The 16,884-nt window shown below is 33.9% G+C and carries 19 protein-coding genes; 9 read left to right on the top strand and 10 right to left on the bottom strand.

Annotation, left to right across the window (positions count from 1 at the left end; translation table 11 throughout):
* Positions 1-642: a WbqC family protein gene (locus Q1A01_RS22840; protein ID WP_299685636.1), complete on the top strand. Its 642-nt coding sequence runs from the start codon at positions 1-3 to the stop codon at positions 640-642.
* Between the two features lie 35 nt (positions 643-677).
* On the opposite strand, the gene Q1A01_RS22835 is transcribed toward Q1A01_RS22840, so the two are convergent.
* The 7 genes from Q1A01_RS22835 to Q1A01_RS22805 all read right to left on the bottom strand — a co-directional run bounded on the left by Q1A01_RS22835 (position 678) and on the right by Q1A01_RS22805 (position 6,996).
* Positions 678-1,709, bottom strand: coding sequence for an endonuclease/exonuclease/phosphatase family protein (locus tag Q1A01_RS22835; RefSeq protein ID WP_299685634.1), 1,032 nt, complete (start codon positions 1,707-1,709; stop codon positions 678-680).
* Complete coding sequence (locus Q1A01_RS22830) at positions 1,709-2,602, bottom strand: rhomboid family intramembrane serine protease (protein WP_299685631.1); 894 nt, start codon at positions 2,600-2,602, stop codon at positions 1,709-1,711. The genes Q1A01_RS22835 and Q1A01_RS22830 overlap by 1 nt, the downstream gene beginning before the upstream one ends.
* A 2-nt stretch (positions 2,603-2,604) precedes the next feature.
* Positions 2,605-3,378 carry a rhomboid family intramembrane serine protease gene (locus tag Q1A01_RS22825; protein WP_299685628.1) on the bottom strand — a complete coding sequence of 258 codons (774 nt, stop codon included), beginning with the start codon at positions 3,376-3,378 and terminating at the stop codon, positions 2,605-2,607.
* Between the two features lie 4 nt (positions 3,379-3,382).
* Positions 3,383-5,239 carry a DNA mismatch repair endonuclease MutL gene (mutL, locus tag Q1A01_RS22820; RefSeq protein ID WP_299685625.1) on the bottom strand — a complete coding sequence of 619 codons (1,857 nt, stop codon included), beginning with the start codon at positions 5,237-5,239 and terminating at the stop codon, positions 3,383-3,385.
* Between the two features lie 18 nt (positions 5,240-5,257).
* Positions 5,258-5,542 carry a riboflavin synthase subunit beta gene (locus Q1A01_RS22815; RefSeq protein ID WP_299685622.1) on the bottom strand — a complete coding sequence of 95 codons (285 nt, stop codon included), beginning with the start codon at positions 5,540-5,542 and terminating at the stop codon, positions 5,258-5,260.
* Positions 5,543-5,658: 116 nt separating this feature from the next.
* Positions 5,659-6,156: a 6,7-dimethyl-8-ribityllumazine synthase gene (ribH, locus tag Q1A01_RS22810; protein ID WP_299685619.1), complete on the bottom strand. Its 498-nt coding sequence runs from the start codon at positions 6,154-6,156 to the stop codon at positions 5,659-5,661.
* A gap of 57 nt (positions 6,157-6,213) precedes the next feature.
* Positions 6,214-6,996 (bottom strand): tetratricopeptide repeat protein, encoded by a 783-nt coding sequence (locus tag Q1A01_RS22805; protein WP_299685616.1) that lies wholly within the window; start codon positions 6,994-6,996, stop codon positions 6,214-6,216.
* A 138-nt stretch (positions 6,997-7,134) separates the two neighbouring features.
* Between Q1A01_RS22805 and Q1A01_RS22800 the strand changes: the two genes are divergently transcribed.
* From Q1A01_RS22800 to Q1A01_RS22790, 3 genes are read left to right on the top strand one after another with little or no spacing between them, the layout of a single operon-like run.
* A complete protein-coding gene (locus Q1A01_RS22800) occupies positions 7,135-8,217 on the top strand; it encodes a DNA replication/repair protein RecF (protein WP_299685613.1) in 1,083 nt (360 codons plus the stop codon).
* A 42-nt stretch (positions 8,218-8,259) separates the two neighbouring features.
* A complete protein-coding gene (locus Q1A01_RS22795) occupies positions 8,260-8,685 on the top strand; it encodes a hypothetical protein (protein WP_299685610.1) in 426 nt (141 codons plus the stop codon).
* Positions 8,682-8,975 (top strand): DUF721 domain-containing protein, encoded by a 294-nt coding sequence (locus Q1A01_RS22790; protein ID WP_299685607.1) that lies wholly within the window; start codon positions 8,682-8,684, stop codon positions 8,973-8,975. Before Q1A01_RS22795 ends, Q1A01_RS22790 begins: the two co-directional genes overlap by 4 nt.
* Positions 8,976-9,106: 131 nt before the next feature.
* Here the strand turns inward: Q1A01_RS22790 and Q1A01_RS22785 are convergent, their stop codons facing one another.
* Complete coding sequence (locus tag Q1A01_RS22785) at positions 9,107-9,526, bottom strand: nucleoside-diphosphate kinase (protein ID WP_299685604.1); 420 nt, start codon at positions 9,524-9,526, stop codon at positions 9,107-9,109.
* A 391-nt stretch (positions 9,527-9,917) separates the two neighbouring features.
* On the opposite strand from Q1A01_RS22785, the gene Q1A01_RS22780 reads away from it, so the two are divergent.
* The 3 genes from Q1A01_RS22780 to Q1A01_RS22770 are packed head-to-tail and all read left to right on the top strand — an operon-like array spanning position 9,918 to position 12,644.
* A complete protein-coding gene (locus Q1A01_RS22780; RefSeq protein WP_299685601.1) occupies positions 9,918-10,928 on the top strand; it encodes a bifunctional oligoribonuclease/PAP phosphatase NrnA in 1,011 nt (336 codons plus the stop codon).
* Positions 10,929-10,931: 3 nt separating this feature from the next.
* Complete coding sequence (gene gldI, locus Q1A01_RS22775) at positions 10,932-11,483, top strand: gliding motility-associated peptidyl-prolyl isomerase GldI (RefSeq protein ID WP_299685598.1); 552 nt, start codon at positions 10,932-10,934, stop codon at positions 11,481-11,483.
* A 15-nt stretch (positions 11,484-11,498) separates the two neighbouring features.
* Positions 11,499-12,644, top strand: a complete 1,146-nt coding sequence (locus Q1A01_RS22770; RefSeq protein WP_299685595.1) for a peptidylprolyl isomerase — start codon at positions 11,499-11,501, stop codon at positions 12,642-12,644.
* A 74-nt stretch (positions 12,645-12,718) separates the two neighbouring features.
* Here Q1A01_RS22770 and Q1A01_RS22765 read toward each other — a convergent pair whose 3' ends face one another.
* Positions 12,719-14,182, bottom strand: coding sequence for an aminoacyl-histidine dipeptidase (locus Q1A01_RS22765; RefSeq protein ID WP_299685593.1), 1,464 nt, complete (start codon positions 14,180-14,182; stop codon positions 12,719-12,721).
* A gap of 30 nt (positions 14,183-14,212) precedes the next feature.
* Entirely contained in the window at positions 14,213-14,962 is a 750-nt protein-coding gene (locus Q1A01_RS22760; RefSeq protein WP_299685590.1) for a CDP-alcohol phosphatidyltransferase family protein, read from the bottom strand.
* Between the two features lie 123 nt (positions 14,963-15,085).
* Here Q1A01_RS22760 and Q1A01_RS22755 point away from each other — a divergent pair, with 123 nt between their 5' ends.
* Positions 15,086-16,153, top strand: a complete 1,068-nt coding sequence (locus tag Q1A01_RS22755; RefSeq protein WP_299685587.1) for a PorV/PorQ family protein — start codon at positions 15,086-15,088, stop codon at positions 16,151-16,153.
* Between the two features lie 285 nt (positions 16,154-16,438).
* Positions 16,439-16,660 carry a hypothetical protein gene (locus Q1A01_RS22750; RefSeq protein ID WP_299685584.1) on the top strand — a complete coding sequence of 74 codons (222 nt, stop codon included), beginning with the start codon at positions 16,439-16,441 and terminating at the stop codon, positions 16,658-16,660.
* Positions 16,661-16,884 lie beyond the last annotated feature (224 nt).

Raw genomic sequence — 16,884 nt, 5'->3', positions numbered from 1 at the left:
TTGAAAACAATTCTTATACACCCTGGATACTGTCTTCCAATTGTGCATTATGCATGCATTGCACAAGCAGATACTGTTATTTTTGAAGCTTTAGACAATTATCAAAAACAATCATATAGATCACGTACAAAAATTGCAACAGCTAGCGGGATGTTACAATTAACGATCCCTATAAAACATAATCGAGGTGCAAAAAGTCATCAACTCACATTTGAAGTTAAATTAGAAAATAAATTTCATTGGCAACGTGATCACTGGCGCTCCCTAAAAGTAGCGTATCAGACATCACCGTTTTTTGAATATTATGAAGACACTTTTGAACCTTTATTTACCACTGTATACGATACGCTTATTGCATTTAATTTAGCATGTCATGAATGCATTATGGAGTGCTTACAACTAGAAAAAGAAGGTATCTACACAGAAGAATATTTTAGAAACCCTTCCCCTCCTATTACAAATTTGCGTCATCTTATCACTTCCAAGAAGGAGCCTGATTATATGCTTCCTGAATACCATCAATTATTTCATGATAAGCATGGATACCTCCCTAATTTATCTATTCTAGACTTATTATTTAATGAAGGACCTAATGCCCTTACGTATTTAGAAAATGTAGATCTATCTAACGTCTTACCCTAAAGTAGTTAAACGCAAACTCAATATATATATATATATTAGAATTTAAAGCTCTTATTGATCACGCTTTCTATAGGGTAATGATCTGACAATTTGATATCATAATTTTCAAATTGGAGAATTTCAAACTTTGGATCGGCAAGAATAAAATCTATTCGCAAAGGAATAAAATCAAAAGTAAAAGAACGTCCAGTGCCTGTGCCTGCTTTCTCATACGCATCCTGTTTTACACCTCTTATTTTTCGATACATATACGACGTAGAGCTATTATTAAAATCTCCTGCAACAATAACAGGGTAAGGAGATTTTTGCTCGCTTTTAAGAAAGACCATCACTTGCTCTTCCTGTTTTTTAAAAGCTTCGCCCATCCTACCTAACAACCGTTTAGAATCTTCATCTTTAAGTGTATTAAATTTTGAAGATACTCGTAGTGACTGAAAATGCACATTATAAATTCGTATTGTATCATTATCAATAACAACATCTGCAAAAATGGCGTTGTTACCGGTATCATCAAAATCTAAAGATCCAGTATGTACAATAGGAAACTTAGAATAAATAATTTGACCAAACAGATTAGAATTACCTATCATCTTTCTATACCTATATGGATATTGTTGAGTAGTTAATGTATGTTCAGGGTTATATTCTTGAAAACATACGATATCTGGATCCTTTTTTGTAACAAATTCAATAATGCGTTCGCCAATATTTTTTTGTTTTGACCATCCGTTAAGGTTAAAAGAACGCACATTATAACTCAAAATTTTCAATCCTTCTCCATTAGTTGCATTTGAATTATCCCCAAAATGATACAAGGAACTTATATGGCCTATTCCTGTAATAAGGACAAAAGCAGAAAGAAACAATTGTCTTTTTCCTCTAAGAACCCAGTATATAAGAAAAACAGCATTCACGAGAAGTAATACTGGCAATAAAAGGCTTAGTACAGAAAGTTTAGGAAATATATGCGGAGGAATATACGGCAATGCATATCCCAATACTAAGAGAATAGCAAAAATGCTATTAAAAAAGAAAATAGCTTTTCCAAAAAAGGAGAGTCCTTTCATCAATTATCTTTTCCAGCCTTAAATAGAAAATCTTTTTCTGCTTTAGAAAGACTATCATAACCACTCTTGCTGATCTTATCTAAAATAGCATCTATCTGTTGCTGCTGATCACTTTTAGTAACGGAACTTTGTTTAGTTTTCGTACTTTTTGTTGTTTTCTTTTTTGTAGTTCGATGTACCGTTCGCATTCTTGCTTTCTTATCTTTAGGTTTTGAAGAAAACCAGCTAGTAACTGTATCCATTAGTTTTTCAAACCAAAGACCTATATCATTTCCTTTAGCAAGTTGCATCGCATATATATACCCAAAAGCAGCACCTCCTAAATGAGCTATTAGTCCACCTGCATTATCTGAAGAATTTAATGTTAATAAATCCCTCAAAACAACAAAAGCTGCAATATGCCAAAGTTTTAAGTTAAACACAAAAAGTCGTATCGGTGTATTTGGGCTATATGTAGCTATAAATACAATAATAGCATTTACCGCGGCAGATGCACCAAGCAAAGAAGTGCTTCCATCAAAAGCAGGCAATAGATTGTATGCTAATATAAAAGCTAAACCACCAAAAATCCCTCCTAATAAATAAATTGTAAGAAATCGTTTTTCAGTAAAAAGATTTAAAATGAATTTAGAAAAAACATATAGGAACAACATATTAAAAAGAATATGTAGAAAACCACTATGCAAGAAAGCATAGGTTATTACAGACCAAGGTTGTTGTACTAATCGCAAGAGATCTGTGGGTAATACGAAGTACTTTGTTAGGACACCATTATCTACTTGAACTAACCAAGGTAAAATATTGAAAATTAAAAAAACAACTACATTAATTACAATAAGTTTAATTGCAATATTTGCTGTTTTATATTGATTTAAAAATGAATTTGCCGCCATATCTAATACCAGCGTTTATTATTAAAACTATTTTTTTTCCAGTAATACATCATTATGAATCCAAATAATGCTCCTCCAAGATGCGCCCAATTAGCTATGTTCTGACCAAAGATTGAAAACCCAGTAAGCCCTGAAAATAAATCTAATAAAATAAGTGCAGGGATAAAGAACTTGGCCTTTATAGGAACAGGTATAAACAACAATCCTAAGGCTGCATTAGGATATAGCATTCCGAACCCTACTAAAATTCCATAAAGCGCTCCAGAAGCTCCTACAGCAGAGGTTGCATAACTAGAAACCATATCGCCTATTACATCTGGATCAAATCCATTTGGAATTCCAAATTGACCTGTACTCCTTGCTTGAGCTTCGGCTTCAGCTAGATATTTAAAAATTTCACCTTCAGAAATACCTGCTCCTACAAAAGCTTGATAACCAGCCTGAAAATGATAATAATTCACCAATGTATGAATTAAAGCAGCTCCTAATCCTGCTGAAAAGTAAAAGAATAAAAACTTTTTCTGACCTATTGATTGTTCTACAGCACTTCCAAACATCCATAAACCATACATATTAAATAGAATATGCATAGGGCTTCCTAAATCGTGCATAAACATATGTGTTAAAGGTTGCCAAACTTGAAAAGAAGGGTGCTCTACAAACCACAAGGCAAATAATTGCATTGCAGGGTCTGGTTTGATTATAAATTGAGAACCTAAATAAAAGATCACATTAATAATCAATAATACCTTAACTGTTTCTGTAATTTTCCCCATTTCCCTATTTAAATTTTCTATCTAATTCTTCTGCATTCATTGTAATAAAGGTAGTACGATTACTCGGAGACACACTAGGTTCTTTACAAGCAAACAAACTATTCACTAGATGTTCTCTAGAACTAGCATCTAAACGCTCCCCCGCCTTAACAGCCATACTCTTTGCCATACTCTTTGCGAGCGTATCTGTCTGACTAAACCCTGTATCTGGCACTTCATTTTCTAGATCACTCAATAGTTGTTCTATAACTATAGGCACTTCAGATTCTGTAAGTGATGTAGGAATCCCTGTAACTTCTAAAGTTTCATTAGCTACTTTACCAAACACAAATCCTGTATTTTCTAATCCTTCTTTAAGTTGTACTAACAATCCTAACTCTGAAGAATTATAACTTAATACTAACGGGAACAATAATTGCTGACTCACAGATTCTTTCACTGTGATGTTACGCAAAAATTCTTCATATAAAACACGTTGGTGTGCTCTATGTTGATCTATAATTACCATCCCACTCTTAATGGTACTGATGATATATTTATTATTTAATTGATAGGTAGATGATTCCGCTTTCGCGAAAGCGTGCCCAGTCTCTTTCTGAAATAAATCACCTGTTACCTCATCACTTTCAAACGTAATATTACTCGTTTCTTCTGAAGGTTTTGTTTTTAACCCTTCATATAATTGCTCCCATCCTTCTACGTTTTGTTTTGTATAACTAGGCATAGAAGCCCCTTTTTTAGGAGGTGGTACGGTATCAAAAGGATTAAATGTACGATCTATCTCTACCTTAGGCGTATGGGCGTGCTTATCCTTATAGGCATACGGCGTGTCTAGATTTGAATCTCTATCAAAATCTAATATAGGTGCAATATTAAATTGCCCTAAACTGTGCTTTATCGTACTACGTAAAATCGCATACAAAGAATGTTCATCGTCAAACTTTATTTCTGTTTTTGTTGGATGAATATTAATATCTATCGTACTAGGATCTACCGTCAGGTATAAAAAATAACTTGCCCTAGCCCTATCAGGAAGTAATCCTTCAAAAGCGGCACTTACCGCATGATTTAAATAAGGATTTTTTATAAACCGATCGTTTACAAAAAAGAATTGCTCCCCTCTTGTTTTTTTAGAAAACTCAGGCTTAACTACAAAACCTTGAATAGTAACAATATCTGTTTCTTCTGCTACAGGCACTAACTTTTCATTAGTCTTCCCTCCAAAAATACCAACAATACGTTGTTTTAAGTTTCCTGCAGGTAATTGAAAAACTTCTCCATCATTATGGAACATTGCCAACACAATTTTCGGATGTGCTAATGCTACACGTTGAAACTCATCAATAATATGACGAAGCTCTACATTGTTAGATTTTAAAAAATTACGTCTTGCAGGGATGTTAAAAAAGAGATTTTTAACAGCGAGAGATGTTCCAGAAGGTGTTGCACAGGGTTCTTGGGTAATAACCTTGCTTCCTTCTATTTCTATACGCGTTCCTATATCATTATCGTGAATACGTGTTTTTAGTTCTACATGAGCAACGGCCGCTATAGAAGCTAATGCTTCTCCTCTAAATCCTTTTGTATTCAAATTAAAGAGATCATCGGCAGAGGTGATTTTAGAAGTGGCATGACGTTCAAAACTCATTCTTGCATCCGTCTCACTCATTCCCTTTCCATTATCTATAATCTGGATAAGCGTTTTTCCTGCATCTTTTACAATTAATTTAATAGACGTAGCACTTGCATCTATTGCATTCTCTAAAAGTTCTTTTACAACAGAAGCGGGTCGTTGCACAACCTCACCAGCAGCTATTTGATTTGCTACATGATCTGGTAAAAGCTTAATAATGTCTGTCATTTAGCCTAAGTCGAAGCGTTATGTTCCCGAAAATATGGAAAGATCAAAATCTATAATCCAAAGAAATAAAAAAATGAAAAGGAGAACTAAGAAAATAATCGTTCTATTGTATCCGTTTTTACGAGATTCTTGCAATTCATCCCAAGCAGTTTGTAGCTTTCCTTTAAGACCACGAGATACATTTAATGTAGATCTATACTCATCAAATTTACCTTCCATCTTGAATGGACTCCCCTCTTTATCACTCTTATAATAACGAGGTGTATATTCAAATTTCTTATTTGTTCTCTTTAAAATTCCCATAATTATATACTATCAAATATACGCTATTTCCATTCAAAAAGCATGCCTATTTAACAGTTTGAGTCCTAATAATTGGGAAAAAAGTATCGTACCTAAAGTAGGTTACCTTATTAATTTTAGAATTTTGACTCCTTTTTAAGTTGTGCCATTTTTATAGCAGCAATAGCTGCTTCTGTACCTTTATTACCATGCTTACCTCCGCTACGATCAATAGATTGTTGTAGCGTATTATCAGTAAGTACGCAGAATATGACAGGAATATCACCTTTAAGATTCAGCTCTTTTATTCCTTCGGTAACGCCTTGACATACAAAATCAAAGTGCTTTGTTTCTCCTTGAATCACCGTCCCTATAGCTATAATAGCGTCTAGCATATCATAAGATGCTGTCATACGCTTACAACCATAAATTAACTCAAAAGCTCCAGGAACATTCCAACGCACAATATTATCATTGATTGCTCCACAATCTTTCAGTGCATCAAAGGCTCCTTGAAAAAGCCCCTCCGTAATTTGACCATTCCATTCAGAAACAACAATCCCAAATCGAAAGTCTTTCGCATTTGGGATTGTTGCTTTATCGTAAACAGAAAGGTTATTTCCTTCTGTAGCCATACTTATTATGTTTTAAATTTTAATCCAGTAGATAGTTTTCTATCTAAGTATCAAAAACTAGTTTCCAGCTTGTGCCCTTCCTAGATACAAATCAACTTGACTTGCATAATCCGAATCTTTGAACTCATCTTTGATTCGGTTAAGATATGTTATAGCAATATCATTTTTACCTAAGTCTATTGCTGCTACTGCTGCTTTAAATAAGAAACGAGGTGTTGTAAAATCGTTAATATTTAATTTTGCCGCTTGCTCATAATAACCTAAAGCTTCTTCTGGCTGCTCTAACTGCATAAATGCATCTCCAACAGCTCCTTTTGCAAGAGGTCCTAAAATCATATCATCAGAAGAAAATTCTTGTAAATGATTTATGGCATTTTTATATTGTTTGATTTCTAAATACGACATCCCTGCATAGTAATGTGCAAGATTTGCAGATGGTGTACCACTATACTTTTCTGTAATGTCTAATAATCCAAAATTACCTCCTGCACCGTTAAGTGCAACTCCGTATAGAGAATCTTTCACATTTGTATTAGTCGTTTCTAGGGCTGTTGTAAAGTCCTCTTGTGATGCTGCAAGGCTATTTGCTGCTTCTGCTACTTTAGGTTCTTTGATAAATTTACCATAAGCCATATATCCTAAAGCAATAATAAGAATCCCTATAATTACTCCAAAAATACCTTTCTGGTTCTTTTCTACCCACTCTTCCGTTTTAGAGGCACCTTCGTCTAGACTTGCAAAAACTTCAGCTGTAGTACTGTCTTTTACATCTATCTCTTCCTCTACTACTTTTTCGGCTTTAGTTTTTGGTTTATAACCTCTTTTATTATACGTTGCCATATACTTATTTTGTTAGTGGCGCAAAAATATAATTTTTATTGAATTTTGAAAGGGAATTTATTCCTTATTTTTCGATAATTTGCAAACCATTTCTGAGAAATTATACGCTTTCGCGAAAGCGTACTCATTACAAACCCTATGATTTTAAAATCTCTGTCCTTAATAAACTATAAAAACTTCACTTCAAAAGCCTTTGAATTTGATGCAAAAATCAACTGTTTTGTGGGTAATAATGGTGTAGGAAAAACAAATATTCTGGACGCCATTTACCATTTATCTTTTGGGAAGAGTTATTTCAATCCTATCACAAGTCAAAACATCAATCATGATGCCGAATTCTTTGTGATAGATGGTGTTTACAACAAAAGTGATCGTGAAGAAAAAGTAGTCATTAGTGCTAAAAAAGGGCAAAAAAAAGTCATTAAACGCAATGCAAAAGTGTACGAACGTTTTGCAGATCATATTGGTTTTTTACCCTTGGTTATTATTTCTCCTACCGATAGAGATTTAATCACAGAAGGAAGTGACATGCGTCGTAAATTTATAGATGGAGTGATCTCACAAAGTGACAAAAATTACTTGTCAAATTTATTAGCATATTCAAAAGTATTAAGCCAACGTAATGCATTATTAAAGTATTTTGCAGCTAATAATACGTTCGATCAAGACACTTTGAGTGTCTATAATGAGCAATTAGTCACCTATGGACAGCCTATTTTTGAGAAAAGAAAAGCATTTTTAACGCATTTTGAACCTATTTTTCAAGAACAATATAAAGCCATAAGTGGGGCTTCTGAACAAGTATCTCTTACCTATCAAAGTGCTATACACGACATGCCATTAGAGCATTTACTTACAAATGCACTAGCAAAAGATCGTATGTTACAATATACAAGTGTTGGGATACATAAAGATGATTTAGTTTTTGAGATAAATGGGTATCCTGTTAAAAAATTTGGCTCTCAAGGGCAGCAAAAAACGTATCTTATCGCATTAAAGCTAGCACAATTTAATTTTATTAAGAAAGAAAGTGGCGTTGCTCCCATTTTACTTCTTGATGATATTTTTGATAAACTAGATGAAAATAGAGTCACCCATATTATTCAATTAGTAAACACTAATAATTTTGGTCAACTTTTTATAAGTGACACGCATCCTGATCGGACGGAAGGTGTTGTTCAAAAAATTCATCAGAGTTATGAATTATTTCACTTAGAGTAACCAACATAATCCGCTCTTTTTTGCGAACTTTGTGATCATCTTATGAAACAAGTACATCTTATCTGTTTAGTCATTATTACGAGTGTAACTGCTTGTACACAATCTCCTGAAGAGCAATTAGCGCATCTCAATGGTTATTGGGAAATTGCTAATGTTACGACGCCAGATGGAGAAACAAAGACATTTTCCTTAAGTCAGAACATTGATTTTTTTGATATTCAAGATCATCAAAAAGGGATTCGTAAGAAAGTACAACCAGATATTAATGGCCATTTTACAACGTCACAGTCTTCTGAAAATATTGATATAGAATTTACTGAAGGCATGCTGATTTTGGCATACACTACAGCTTTTGACACTTGGAAGGAAACTGTAATTAAGGCTTCTAAAGAACAACTCGTTCTTCTTAACGAAAATGGAAATACCTATACGTATAGAAGATATGAACCTATACTCCTTTCTGAATGACAAAACGTAATACAGACCCTATATCGATAAGTGATGCTTTAGGAGAATTTGTTTCTAAAAACAAGCTCCAAAAAGGAATTGACAAATTAGATGTCGAGAATGCTTGGTATGCTCTCAATCCTGCTTTTAAAACCTATACCATTTCTGTTCGTTTAGAAAGAGACACTTTATTAGTCAATCTAAGTTCTTCTGTTTTTAGAGAAGAATTAAGCTACGGTAAAGAAAAAATTCTAGAACGTCTTAATGAAGAGTTACGAAGAGATGTTGTAAAGAAACTTGTTTTACGATAGACAGTAATTTTTTTAGTATTCATCAAAAATCAAGTCTATAGATAACAGAGAGATACTTTTGTAAAATAGTATTTAAAAAAGACGCTACCTTTAAGATAGCGTCTTTCTTATATAATGAATGTTTTATATAATTAAAACATCTCTCTTCCTGCAAAGTGAAAAGCACCTTCAATAGCTGCATTTTCATCGCTATCGCTTCCGTGTACTGCATTTTCTCCCATAGAAGTTGCATATAAAGCTCTGATAGTTCCTTCTGCCGCATCAGCTGGGTTTGTTGCTCCGATTAGTGTACGGAAATCTGCTACTGCATTTTCTTTTTCAAGAATTGCCGCAACAATAGGACCACGTGTCATAAACTCAACAAGTTCTCCAAAAAATGGACGCTCATTATGTACAGCATAAAAAGTTTCAGCATCTGCTTTTGTCATTTGCGTTAACTTCATTGCTACGATACGAAATCCGCTAGCAGTAATTTTTTCTAAAATTGCTCCGATGTGTCCATTCTCTACGCCATCAGGCTTAATCATTGTAAAAGTTCTATTTGTTGCCATAGTTTTAATTTAATACCCACAGAAGTGAATATCGCTTTTATTTAATAAATATTTCTTTATATGCTTTCGCGAAAGCGTATAATTGCTTTTTAAATTTTGCGCAAAAATAGTGCTTTTCTACATTATGCAAATAGTAATACTAAATAAACCATCAAACAACACTAATAATTCGTTTCTATCGCTCGCATACTTTGCCATAAAATCTAGACATAGCTACGACTATGCCTAGATTTTATGATTCATCTGCTAACCCTATACTTCAAATTATTTTAGTATCATTTTATAATTCATTTGATATAAGCTTTATCAAATTCAGTTTCTTTGTTTGATTTTATAAATTAATAAGCGTCTTACTTACGCATCATTTTCATAAATTGTATCTTCGCAGACTATGAATTCTAATGATATAAAGACTATACAGTCACTACTTAGCACTCCTAAATCTATTGTTATTGTCCCGCACAAAAATCCTGATGGAGATGCTATGGGGAGTACACTTGCATTATGTAAATACCTTAATAGTCAAGGGCATACTGCTGTAGTGATAGCCCCTAATGAGTATCCTCACTTTTTAAAGTGGTTACCAGGTAATGATGATGTACTCTTCTATAATATACATACAAAAGTAGCTACTCAAAAAATAGAAAGCGCTGCCCTTATCTTTACATTAGACTTTAATGATTTTTCCAGAACAGGAGATATGCAACATGTGCTAGCTAGCGCTACTGCAGATTTTATTATGATAGATCATCATCAACAACCGTCTGATTATGCAACAGTCACCTATAGTGACACTCATATGAGTAGCACCTGCGAAATGGTATATCATTTCTTAGATGCTATACAGGTTACTGAACATATTGATGCTGAAATGGCTACGTGTTTATACACAGGAATCATGACAGATACTGGATCTTTTAGATTTCCATCTACAACAGCAATTACGCATGAAGTCATTTCAAAATTAATTGCTATAGGGGCAGATAACTCTAGTATTCATCGTAACATTTATGATACGAATAGCTATTCTAAATTACAGCTTTTAGGAGTTGCTCTTAAAAATCTCAATATTCTTCCTGAATATAAAACTGCTTATATTACACTCACTCAAAAAGAGCTAGATGATCATAATTTCCAGAAGGGAGACACAGAAGGTTTTGTAAACTATGGATTATCTTTAAAAGGGATTATTTTTGCAGTGATTTTTATTGAGAATAAAGCAGATAATATTATAAAAATGTCTTTACGATCTAAAGGTGATTTTTCTGTAAATGAATTTGCGAGAGCACATTACCAAGGAGGTGGACATACAAATGCAGCTGGAGGAAAAAGCGATCTTTCAATGAAAAAAACGGTAGCCCAATTTATTAGTATATTACCGCGTTATAAAGACACATTATAAGAAATGAAGAAAGGAATTACTCTCATCATAAGCATACTTTGTCTTCTTGCTTGTAAACAACCTGAAGCGAGACACCCTATTTCAAGAAAATCGGGATCTTATATATCTGAGTCTGTAAAACGCAATAAACAACTTATTGCAGAAGAAGAGGTGATTATAAAAAAGGTAATAGCGAAAGATACAAGTCGTGTTTATCTTAGTTCAGAAAGCGGATTTTGGTATACTTATGTTGTACAAGACACACTATCTACAAAAAGCCCTATTAAAGGAGATATTGTGAATTTCTCCTATGATTTACAAACCTTATCTGGCAACACAATTTACACTAAAGAAGAAATAGGTATACAAGCTCTTAAAGTAGATCAAAGTAATCAAGAGCTTATATCTGGTATACGAGATGGTCTTAAAATTTTAAAAGAAGGAGAAACGATAACCTTTTTATTTCCTTCTCATAAAGCCTATGGCTATTATGGTTTTGAAGATAAAATAGGAAGTAATATCCCTATCCAATCTACCGTAACCCTACTTAAGATTGAAAATAATGAACCAAAATAATTAATATAATAACCCATGAAAAAAATATCCATGTTACTTATTGCTGCCCTTTTTGCATTGCTATCATGCAATGATAAATACCCTGACTTAAAAGATGGTATCTATGCCGAATTTATAACAGACAAAGGTACTTTAGTTGCCGAATTATATTATGAAGATGCTCCTGCTACAGTAGCAAACTTTGTTGCGCTTGCTGAAGGAACACATCCTATGGTAGATAGTGCTTATGCAAACAAACCTTATTACAATGGTTTAAAATTCCATAGAGTCATGAAAGATTTTATGATTCAAGGAGGTGATCCATTAGGTACTGGTTCTGGAGGTCCAGGGTATAAATTCCATGATGAATTATTACCTACCAGAAGACATGACACTGTTGGAGTCCTTTCTATGGCTAACTCTGGTCAAAACACCAATGGAAGTCAGTTTTTTATTACACACAAAGCTACGCCTCACCTAGATGGTTTTGACCAAAACGGAGGTAGAAAAAATTGTGGAGGAAGACGTGTAAGCTGTCACTCTGTATGGGGAAAAACGGTTATTGGCTTTGAAGTTATTGACGCCATTACTGGTGTAGAGATGAAAAAAGGTACGACTGCTCCAAAAGAAGATGTGATTATGCAACAGGTAAATATCATTCGTATTGGTACTGCTGCAAAAAACTTTGATGCTCCTGCAACATTTGCAAAAGAATTAGATCGATATGCAAATAGGTTCTCAGAATTCACAAATAGATTTAATGAAAAGTCTGCAAAAGCAGAAGCACTTCCAAGCGGACTCAAAGTGTACTGGGATCAAAAAGGAAAAGGTCAAAAGCCAGTCATTGGAGATTCTGTTAATGTCAAATATGCAGGATACTTTGCTGAAAGTGGTGAGTTATTTGATACAAGTATAGAAGAAGTAGCTAAAAGTCAAGACAAATTTGACCAACGTCGTAAAGATGCTATTGGCTACAATCCACTAGGCACACTATATAGTCCAGATGCTAGTCTTATTTCTGGATTTAAAGAAGGATTACAACAAATGAGTATTGGAGATAAAGTAACACTTTTTATCCCTTCACATTTAGGATATGGTCCTTCTGGTTTCCGTGGCGTTATTCCTCCTAATTCTGATTTAGTATTTGAATTAGAACTTGTAGGCATAATAGAGAAAAAATAACAGAAGTTACTGTTTATCAAAAAAGGCTAGAGAATAAAATTCTCTAGCCTTTTTTATATTTTATATAGTCTTACCTATTTTACAGGTACATCTTTTAATATTTCAAGCACAAAATTCCAATATTTCTTCGCAGATGAAATGCTTGCTCTCTCATCTGGTGAGTGTGCACCTTTGATCGTAGGTCCAAAAGAAATCATATCCATATCTGGGTAGTTCTGACCCAATATTCCACACTCTAAACCAGCATGACAAGCAGCCACATGTGGTTCGGCATTATTAATTTTTTTGTACTTATCTACAAGAACTGATAGAATTGGGCTTTTCATATTTGGAGCCCATCCTGGATAGTCGCCAGATAAATCTACCTCACAACCTACTAATTCAAAAGTAGCTCTAAGTGCATTTGCTAAATCTGTTTTTGAACTCTCTACAGAAGATCTGGTTAAACATCCTATTTTAATGGCACCATCTTTTACGATAACACGTGCTATATTATTTGACGTCTCTACTAGATCTTTAATATCTGGACTCATACGATATACACCATTATGAGCTGCATACAATGCTTTAGTTAACCCTTCTTGCACACCTAATTCCATCACTTTTTCAGGAAGTGCTGCTTTAGAAAGTACAATTTCCAAATTAGGTTCTAAGGTCTCAAACTCTTTTTGTATGGTATTTGCCAGCACATCAAATTCAAACTCAAAAGCCTCTTGTTGTACCACATCTACCACGATAGTAGCAAAACTCTCTCTAGGAATTGCATTACGCAAACTACCACCATCTATCTGTGCAATTTGTAATCCAAAATTTTCAAAACCATTGTAAAGTAAACGATTCATTAATTTATTAGCATTCCCTAATCCTATATGAATATCCATACCAGAGTGTCCGCCTTGAAGACCTCTTACTGCTATAGTATATCCTGTTTTACCTTTTCCAACGGCTTCTTCTATATAAGATCTCGTAGCTGTTACATCAATACCTCCAGCACACCCTACTCCTATTTCATCATCTTCTTCTGTATCTAAATTCAAAAGAATATCACCTTGTAAGATCCCTCCTTTTAATCCCATAGCTCCTGTCATTCCCGTTTCTTCGTCTATCGTAAACAACGCTTCAATTGCTGGGTGCTCAATAGTTGTACTTTCTAGTATTGCCATAATAGTAGCTACACCCAATCCATTGTCTGCTCCTAAAGTAGTTCCGTTTGCACGTACCCAGTCTCCATCTATGTACATCTCGATACCTTGCGTATCAAAATCAAATGTAGTATCGGCATTCTTTTGGTGTACCATATCAAGATGTGATTGCATCACTACCATCTTCCGGTTTTCCATTCCAGAAGTCGCAGGTTTACGTATAATCACATTTCCGACTTCATCTTCTATGGTTTCTAAATTGAGATTAGCACCAAAATCTTTCATAAACTGTATCACTCGTTCTTCTTTTTTTGAAGGACGTGGTACCGCATTAAGGTCTGCAAATTTATTCCAAAGTTCTTTAGGTTCTAATGCTCGTATAGCTGGACTTGTCATAAAAAGTATCTTTTTTGCAAAGATACTCCCTTATTCGTTTTTAGTAGAATAATTTATTGTATCCTTTTCTGGAAAAATCAAGGATAATAAAACGTACAAAACTATCAATAACGGAATTGCTAGATAGTGTAAGAAAATAATAAGTATGATACTCATCAAAATAAATAGGTAACGCACTTTGTTTTTTGCAAAATCCCATGTTTTAAATTTAAGTGCAAACAAATGGATTTCTGCATTAAGCATATAACTACTTGCTATTGTAATTGCTATTAAAGCATATGGATTTTCAAATATCGCTTTCGCGAAAGCGTACTCAACATACATTAAAATTAAAGGGATACTGATGATAAAAAGCGTATTTGCAGGAGTAGGCAATCCGATAAATGAATTTGTCTGACGATCATCTACATTAAATTTTGCAAGACGATATGCTGATGCTAGCGTAATCATAAATCCTACATATGCAATATTAAAATGATAATCTTCTAAAGAAGCATCCCAAGGCATATCTGTTGCATCCAATAATAACTGATACATGACAACACCTGGCACTACACCACTAGTGACCATATCTGCCAGAGAATCTAACTGAAGCCCTACTTCACTTTGTACATTTAGAAGGCGTGCAAAAAAGCCATCAAAAAAATCAAAAAAGATTCCTAACGCTACAAAAATCGCTACATATTCCATTTGATCATGTACAGCAAATAGCATAGCGATACAACCGCTTAAAAGATTCCCCATTGTAAGGGCATTAGGTATATATTTTTTGACTCCCATGATTAGTATTTCTGTAAAAATAGAAAAGAAAATGAATTATATAATTATATATACAATATCTCGATTAAAATAAAGTTTAGAATATGTAATAAAAAGAGGATATTTGCTCTGTAATTACTGCTTTTGAAAAAGAACATTACTATAATTTTTATACTGCTTACGATTTCTGTAAGCGCACAAGCCGTGCGTAAGTACTCTAATGAGTTCTTAAACATAGGAGTAGATGCTGCTGCTTTAGGAATGAGTAATGCTGTTGTAGCAAGTACTAATGATGTAAACTCTGGTTACTGGAACCCTGCTGGACTTGTACATCTAGAAGACAATCAAATTTCTATAATGCATGCCGCTTATTTTGCAAATATTGCAAACTATGATTATGTAGCGTTTGCAAAACCCTTGGATGACAAAAGCGCCATTGGTCTTTCTGTGATTAGATTTGGTGTAGATGATATTTTAAATACCACACAACTTATAGACGCTGAAGGGAATATTGATTTCAATAGAATAAGTTTATTTTCAACAGCGGATTGGGCTGTGACGTTTTCATATGCACGTGAATTACCATTGGATGGTCTTAATATAGGCGCTAATGCAAAAGTAGTACGCCGTGTTATTGGTGATTTTGCAAGTAGTTGGGGATTTGGGATTGATATAGGTTTACAATGGCAAAAAGGAAACTGGAATTTTGGACTTATGGCTCGTGACATTACAACTACAGTTAATGCATGGAGTATTGACGAGGAACAATTTGCAACTATTAGCGATGCTGTAGAAGGTCAAAACCAAGAGTTACCTGAAAGCACTGAAATTACAATTCCAAAATTACAAGCTGGTTTTGGGAGAACATGGATACATCACTATGATTATAGTTTCAAAGCAGAGATTGATCTTAATGTTCGTTTTGCGCAAACAAATGACATTGTATCGTCTTCGGCGGTTAGTGTCACTCCTGCCTTTGGATTTGAGTTTGGATACTCTGAACTGGTTTATGTACGAGCTGGTGTTGGAAATTTTCAAGAAATTACGGCATTAGATAATTCTACATCTATAGGATTTCAACCTAACATAGGAGTTGGTTTTAAATACAAAGGTATTCATGTTGACTATGCACTTACAGACATAGGTGACCAGAGTGCTGCTATTTATTCTAATGTATTCTCTTTAAAACTAGACTGGGAACTTTTCAGGTAAAACATTCACTAAAACAAAAGGTTAATTTACTTACATTAAATTTTACTTCCTTAGTAAATTGGTCTGTTTCGTTTTACATTAAACACTACAAAAACAACATGTGATCTCTATTAGATTCTAAAAAATTATAGTTTAGATGTATTATCTCTATTACATAAGTAACAAACATATACTTTTGGAATAGTTACTACTGGAAAAGGAAAACCTAACAGCAACATTGGAGAAGAAGAATACGATTTATCTGGTAAATGGATAACTAGTCCATACTGTTAGATAGAACCTGCTATGGCTTTCCAAATTGGATTACCTATTTTAATATTAAGAGAAAACGGGGTAATTGCAGATGGTATATTAGAAAGAGGAGTCACTGGAACTTTACCTGAGTTTGATTTAACAAAAAGCAATTCATATCTCGAAAATAATGAATGGTTACAAATAATTGGGAAATGGGAAGGGTTTGTTAGGAAAGTTGTGCAAACTAAAGGTAATCCGCCTAAACTATATTAAAAAAGTTGTTTTAACATCTAAACGATATAACATCATAAAGAAATTTAATCTATGCTATTTTATACCAATTTGGTGTCATACCATATCATTATTTACGTATAAAAAAAGCTCCTAGTATATCCACTAGGAGCTTTTTTATATCAATAGGTTTTATTGGTGTTTTATCTTTTCAGTGTAAAGTGCCCTACAAACTCTCTTTGTGTTCCTAGTCCATCAGGTTCTGT

This window comes from uncultured Dokdonia sp. (genome assembly GCF_947492815.1).
Taxonomy (GTDB): domain Bacteria; phylum Bacteroidota; class Bacteroidia; order Flavobacteriales; family Flavobacteriaceae; genus Dokdonia.
Note: the sequence above shows the minus strand (reverse complement) of the source record. Positions and strands in the feature narration are given on the sequence as shown.

Coding starts and splice junctions, on each gene's coding strand:
- Q1A01_RS22765 (WP_299685593.1), bottom strand. CDS start 14,182: ATGACAAGTCCAGCTATACGAGCATTAGAACCTAAAGAACTTTGGAAT.
- Q1A01_RS22795 (WP_299685610.1), top strand. CDS start 8,260: ATGAAACAAGTACATCTTATCTGTTTAGTCATTATTACGAGTGTAACT.
- Q1A01_RS22780 (WP_299685601.1), top strand. CDS start 9,918: ATGAATTCTAATGATATAAAGACTATACAGTCACTACTTAGCACTCCT.
- Q1A01_RS22785 (WP_299685604.1), bottom strand. CDS start 9,526: ATGGCAACAAATAGAACTTTTACAATGATTAAGCCTGATGGCGTAGAG.
- gldI (WP_299685598.1), top strand. CDS start 10,932: ATGAAGAAAGGAATTACTCTCATCATAAGCATACTTTGTCTTCTTGCT.
- Q1A01_RS22790 (WP_299685607.1), top strand. CDS start 8,682: ATGACAAAACGTAATACAGACCCTATATCGATAAGTGATGCTTTAGGA.
- ribH (WP_299685619.1), bottom strand. CDS start 6,156: ATGGCTACAGAAGGAAATAACCTTTCTGTTTACGATAAAGCAACAATC.
- Q1A01_RS22805 (WP_299685616.1), bottom strand. CDS start 6,996: ATGGCAACGTATAATAAAAGAGGTTATAAACCAAAAACTAAAGCCGAA.
- Q1A01_RS22815 (WP_299685622.1), bottom strand. CDS start 5,542: ATGGGAATTTTAAAGAGAACAAATAAGAAATTTGAATATACACCTCGT.
- mutL (WP_299685625.1), bottom strand. CDS start 5,239: ATGACAGACATTATTAAGCTTTTACCAGATCATGTAGCAAATCAAATA.
- Q1A01_RS22770 (WP_299685595.1), top strand. CDS start 11,499: ATGAAAAAAATATCCATGTTACTTATTGCTGCCCTTTTTGCATTGCTA.
- Q1A01_RS22825 (WP_299685628.1), bottom strand. CDS start 3,378: ATGGGGAAAATTACAGAAACAGTTAAGGTATTATTGATTATTAATGTG.
- Q1A01_RS22835 (WP_299685634.1), bottom strand. CDS start 1,709: ATGAAAGGACTCTCCTTTTTTGGAAAAGCTATTTTCTTTTTTAATAGC.
- Q1A01_RS22750 (WP_299685584.1), top strand. CDS start 16,439: ATGGCTTTCCAAATTGGATTACCTATTTTAATATTAAGAGAAAACGGG.
- Q1A01_RS22830 (WP_299685631.1), bottom strand. CDS start 2,602: ATGGCGGCAAATTCATTTTTAAATCAATATAAAACAGCAAATATTGCA.
- Q1A01_RS22800 (WP_299685613.1), top strand. CDS start 7,135: ATGATTTTAAAATCTCTGTCCTTAATAAACTATAAAAACTTCACTTCA.
- Q1A01_RS22760 (WP_299685590.1), bottom strand. CDS start 14,962: ATGGGAGTCAAAAAATATATACCTAATGCCCTTACAATGGGGAATCTT.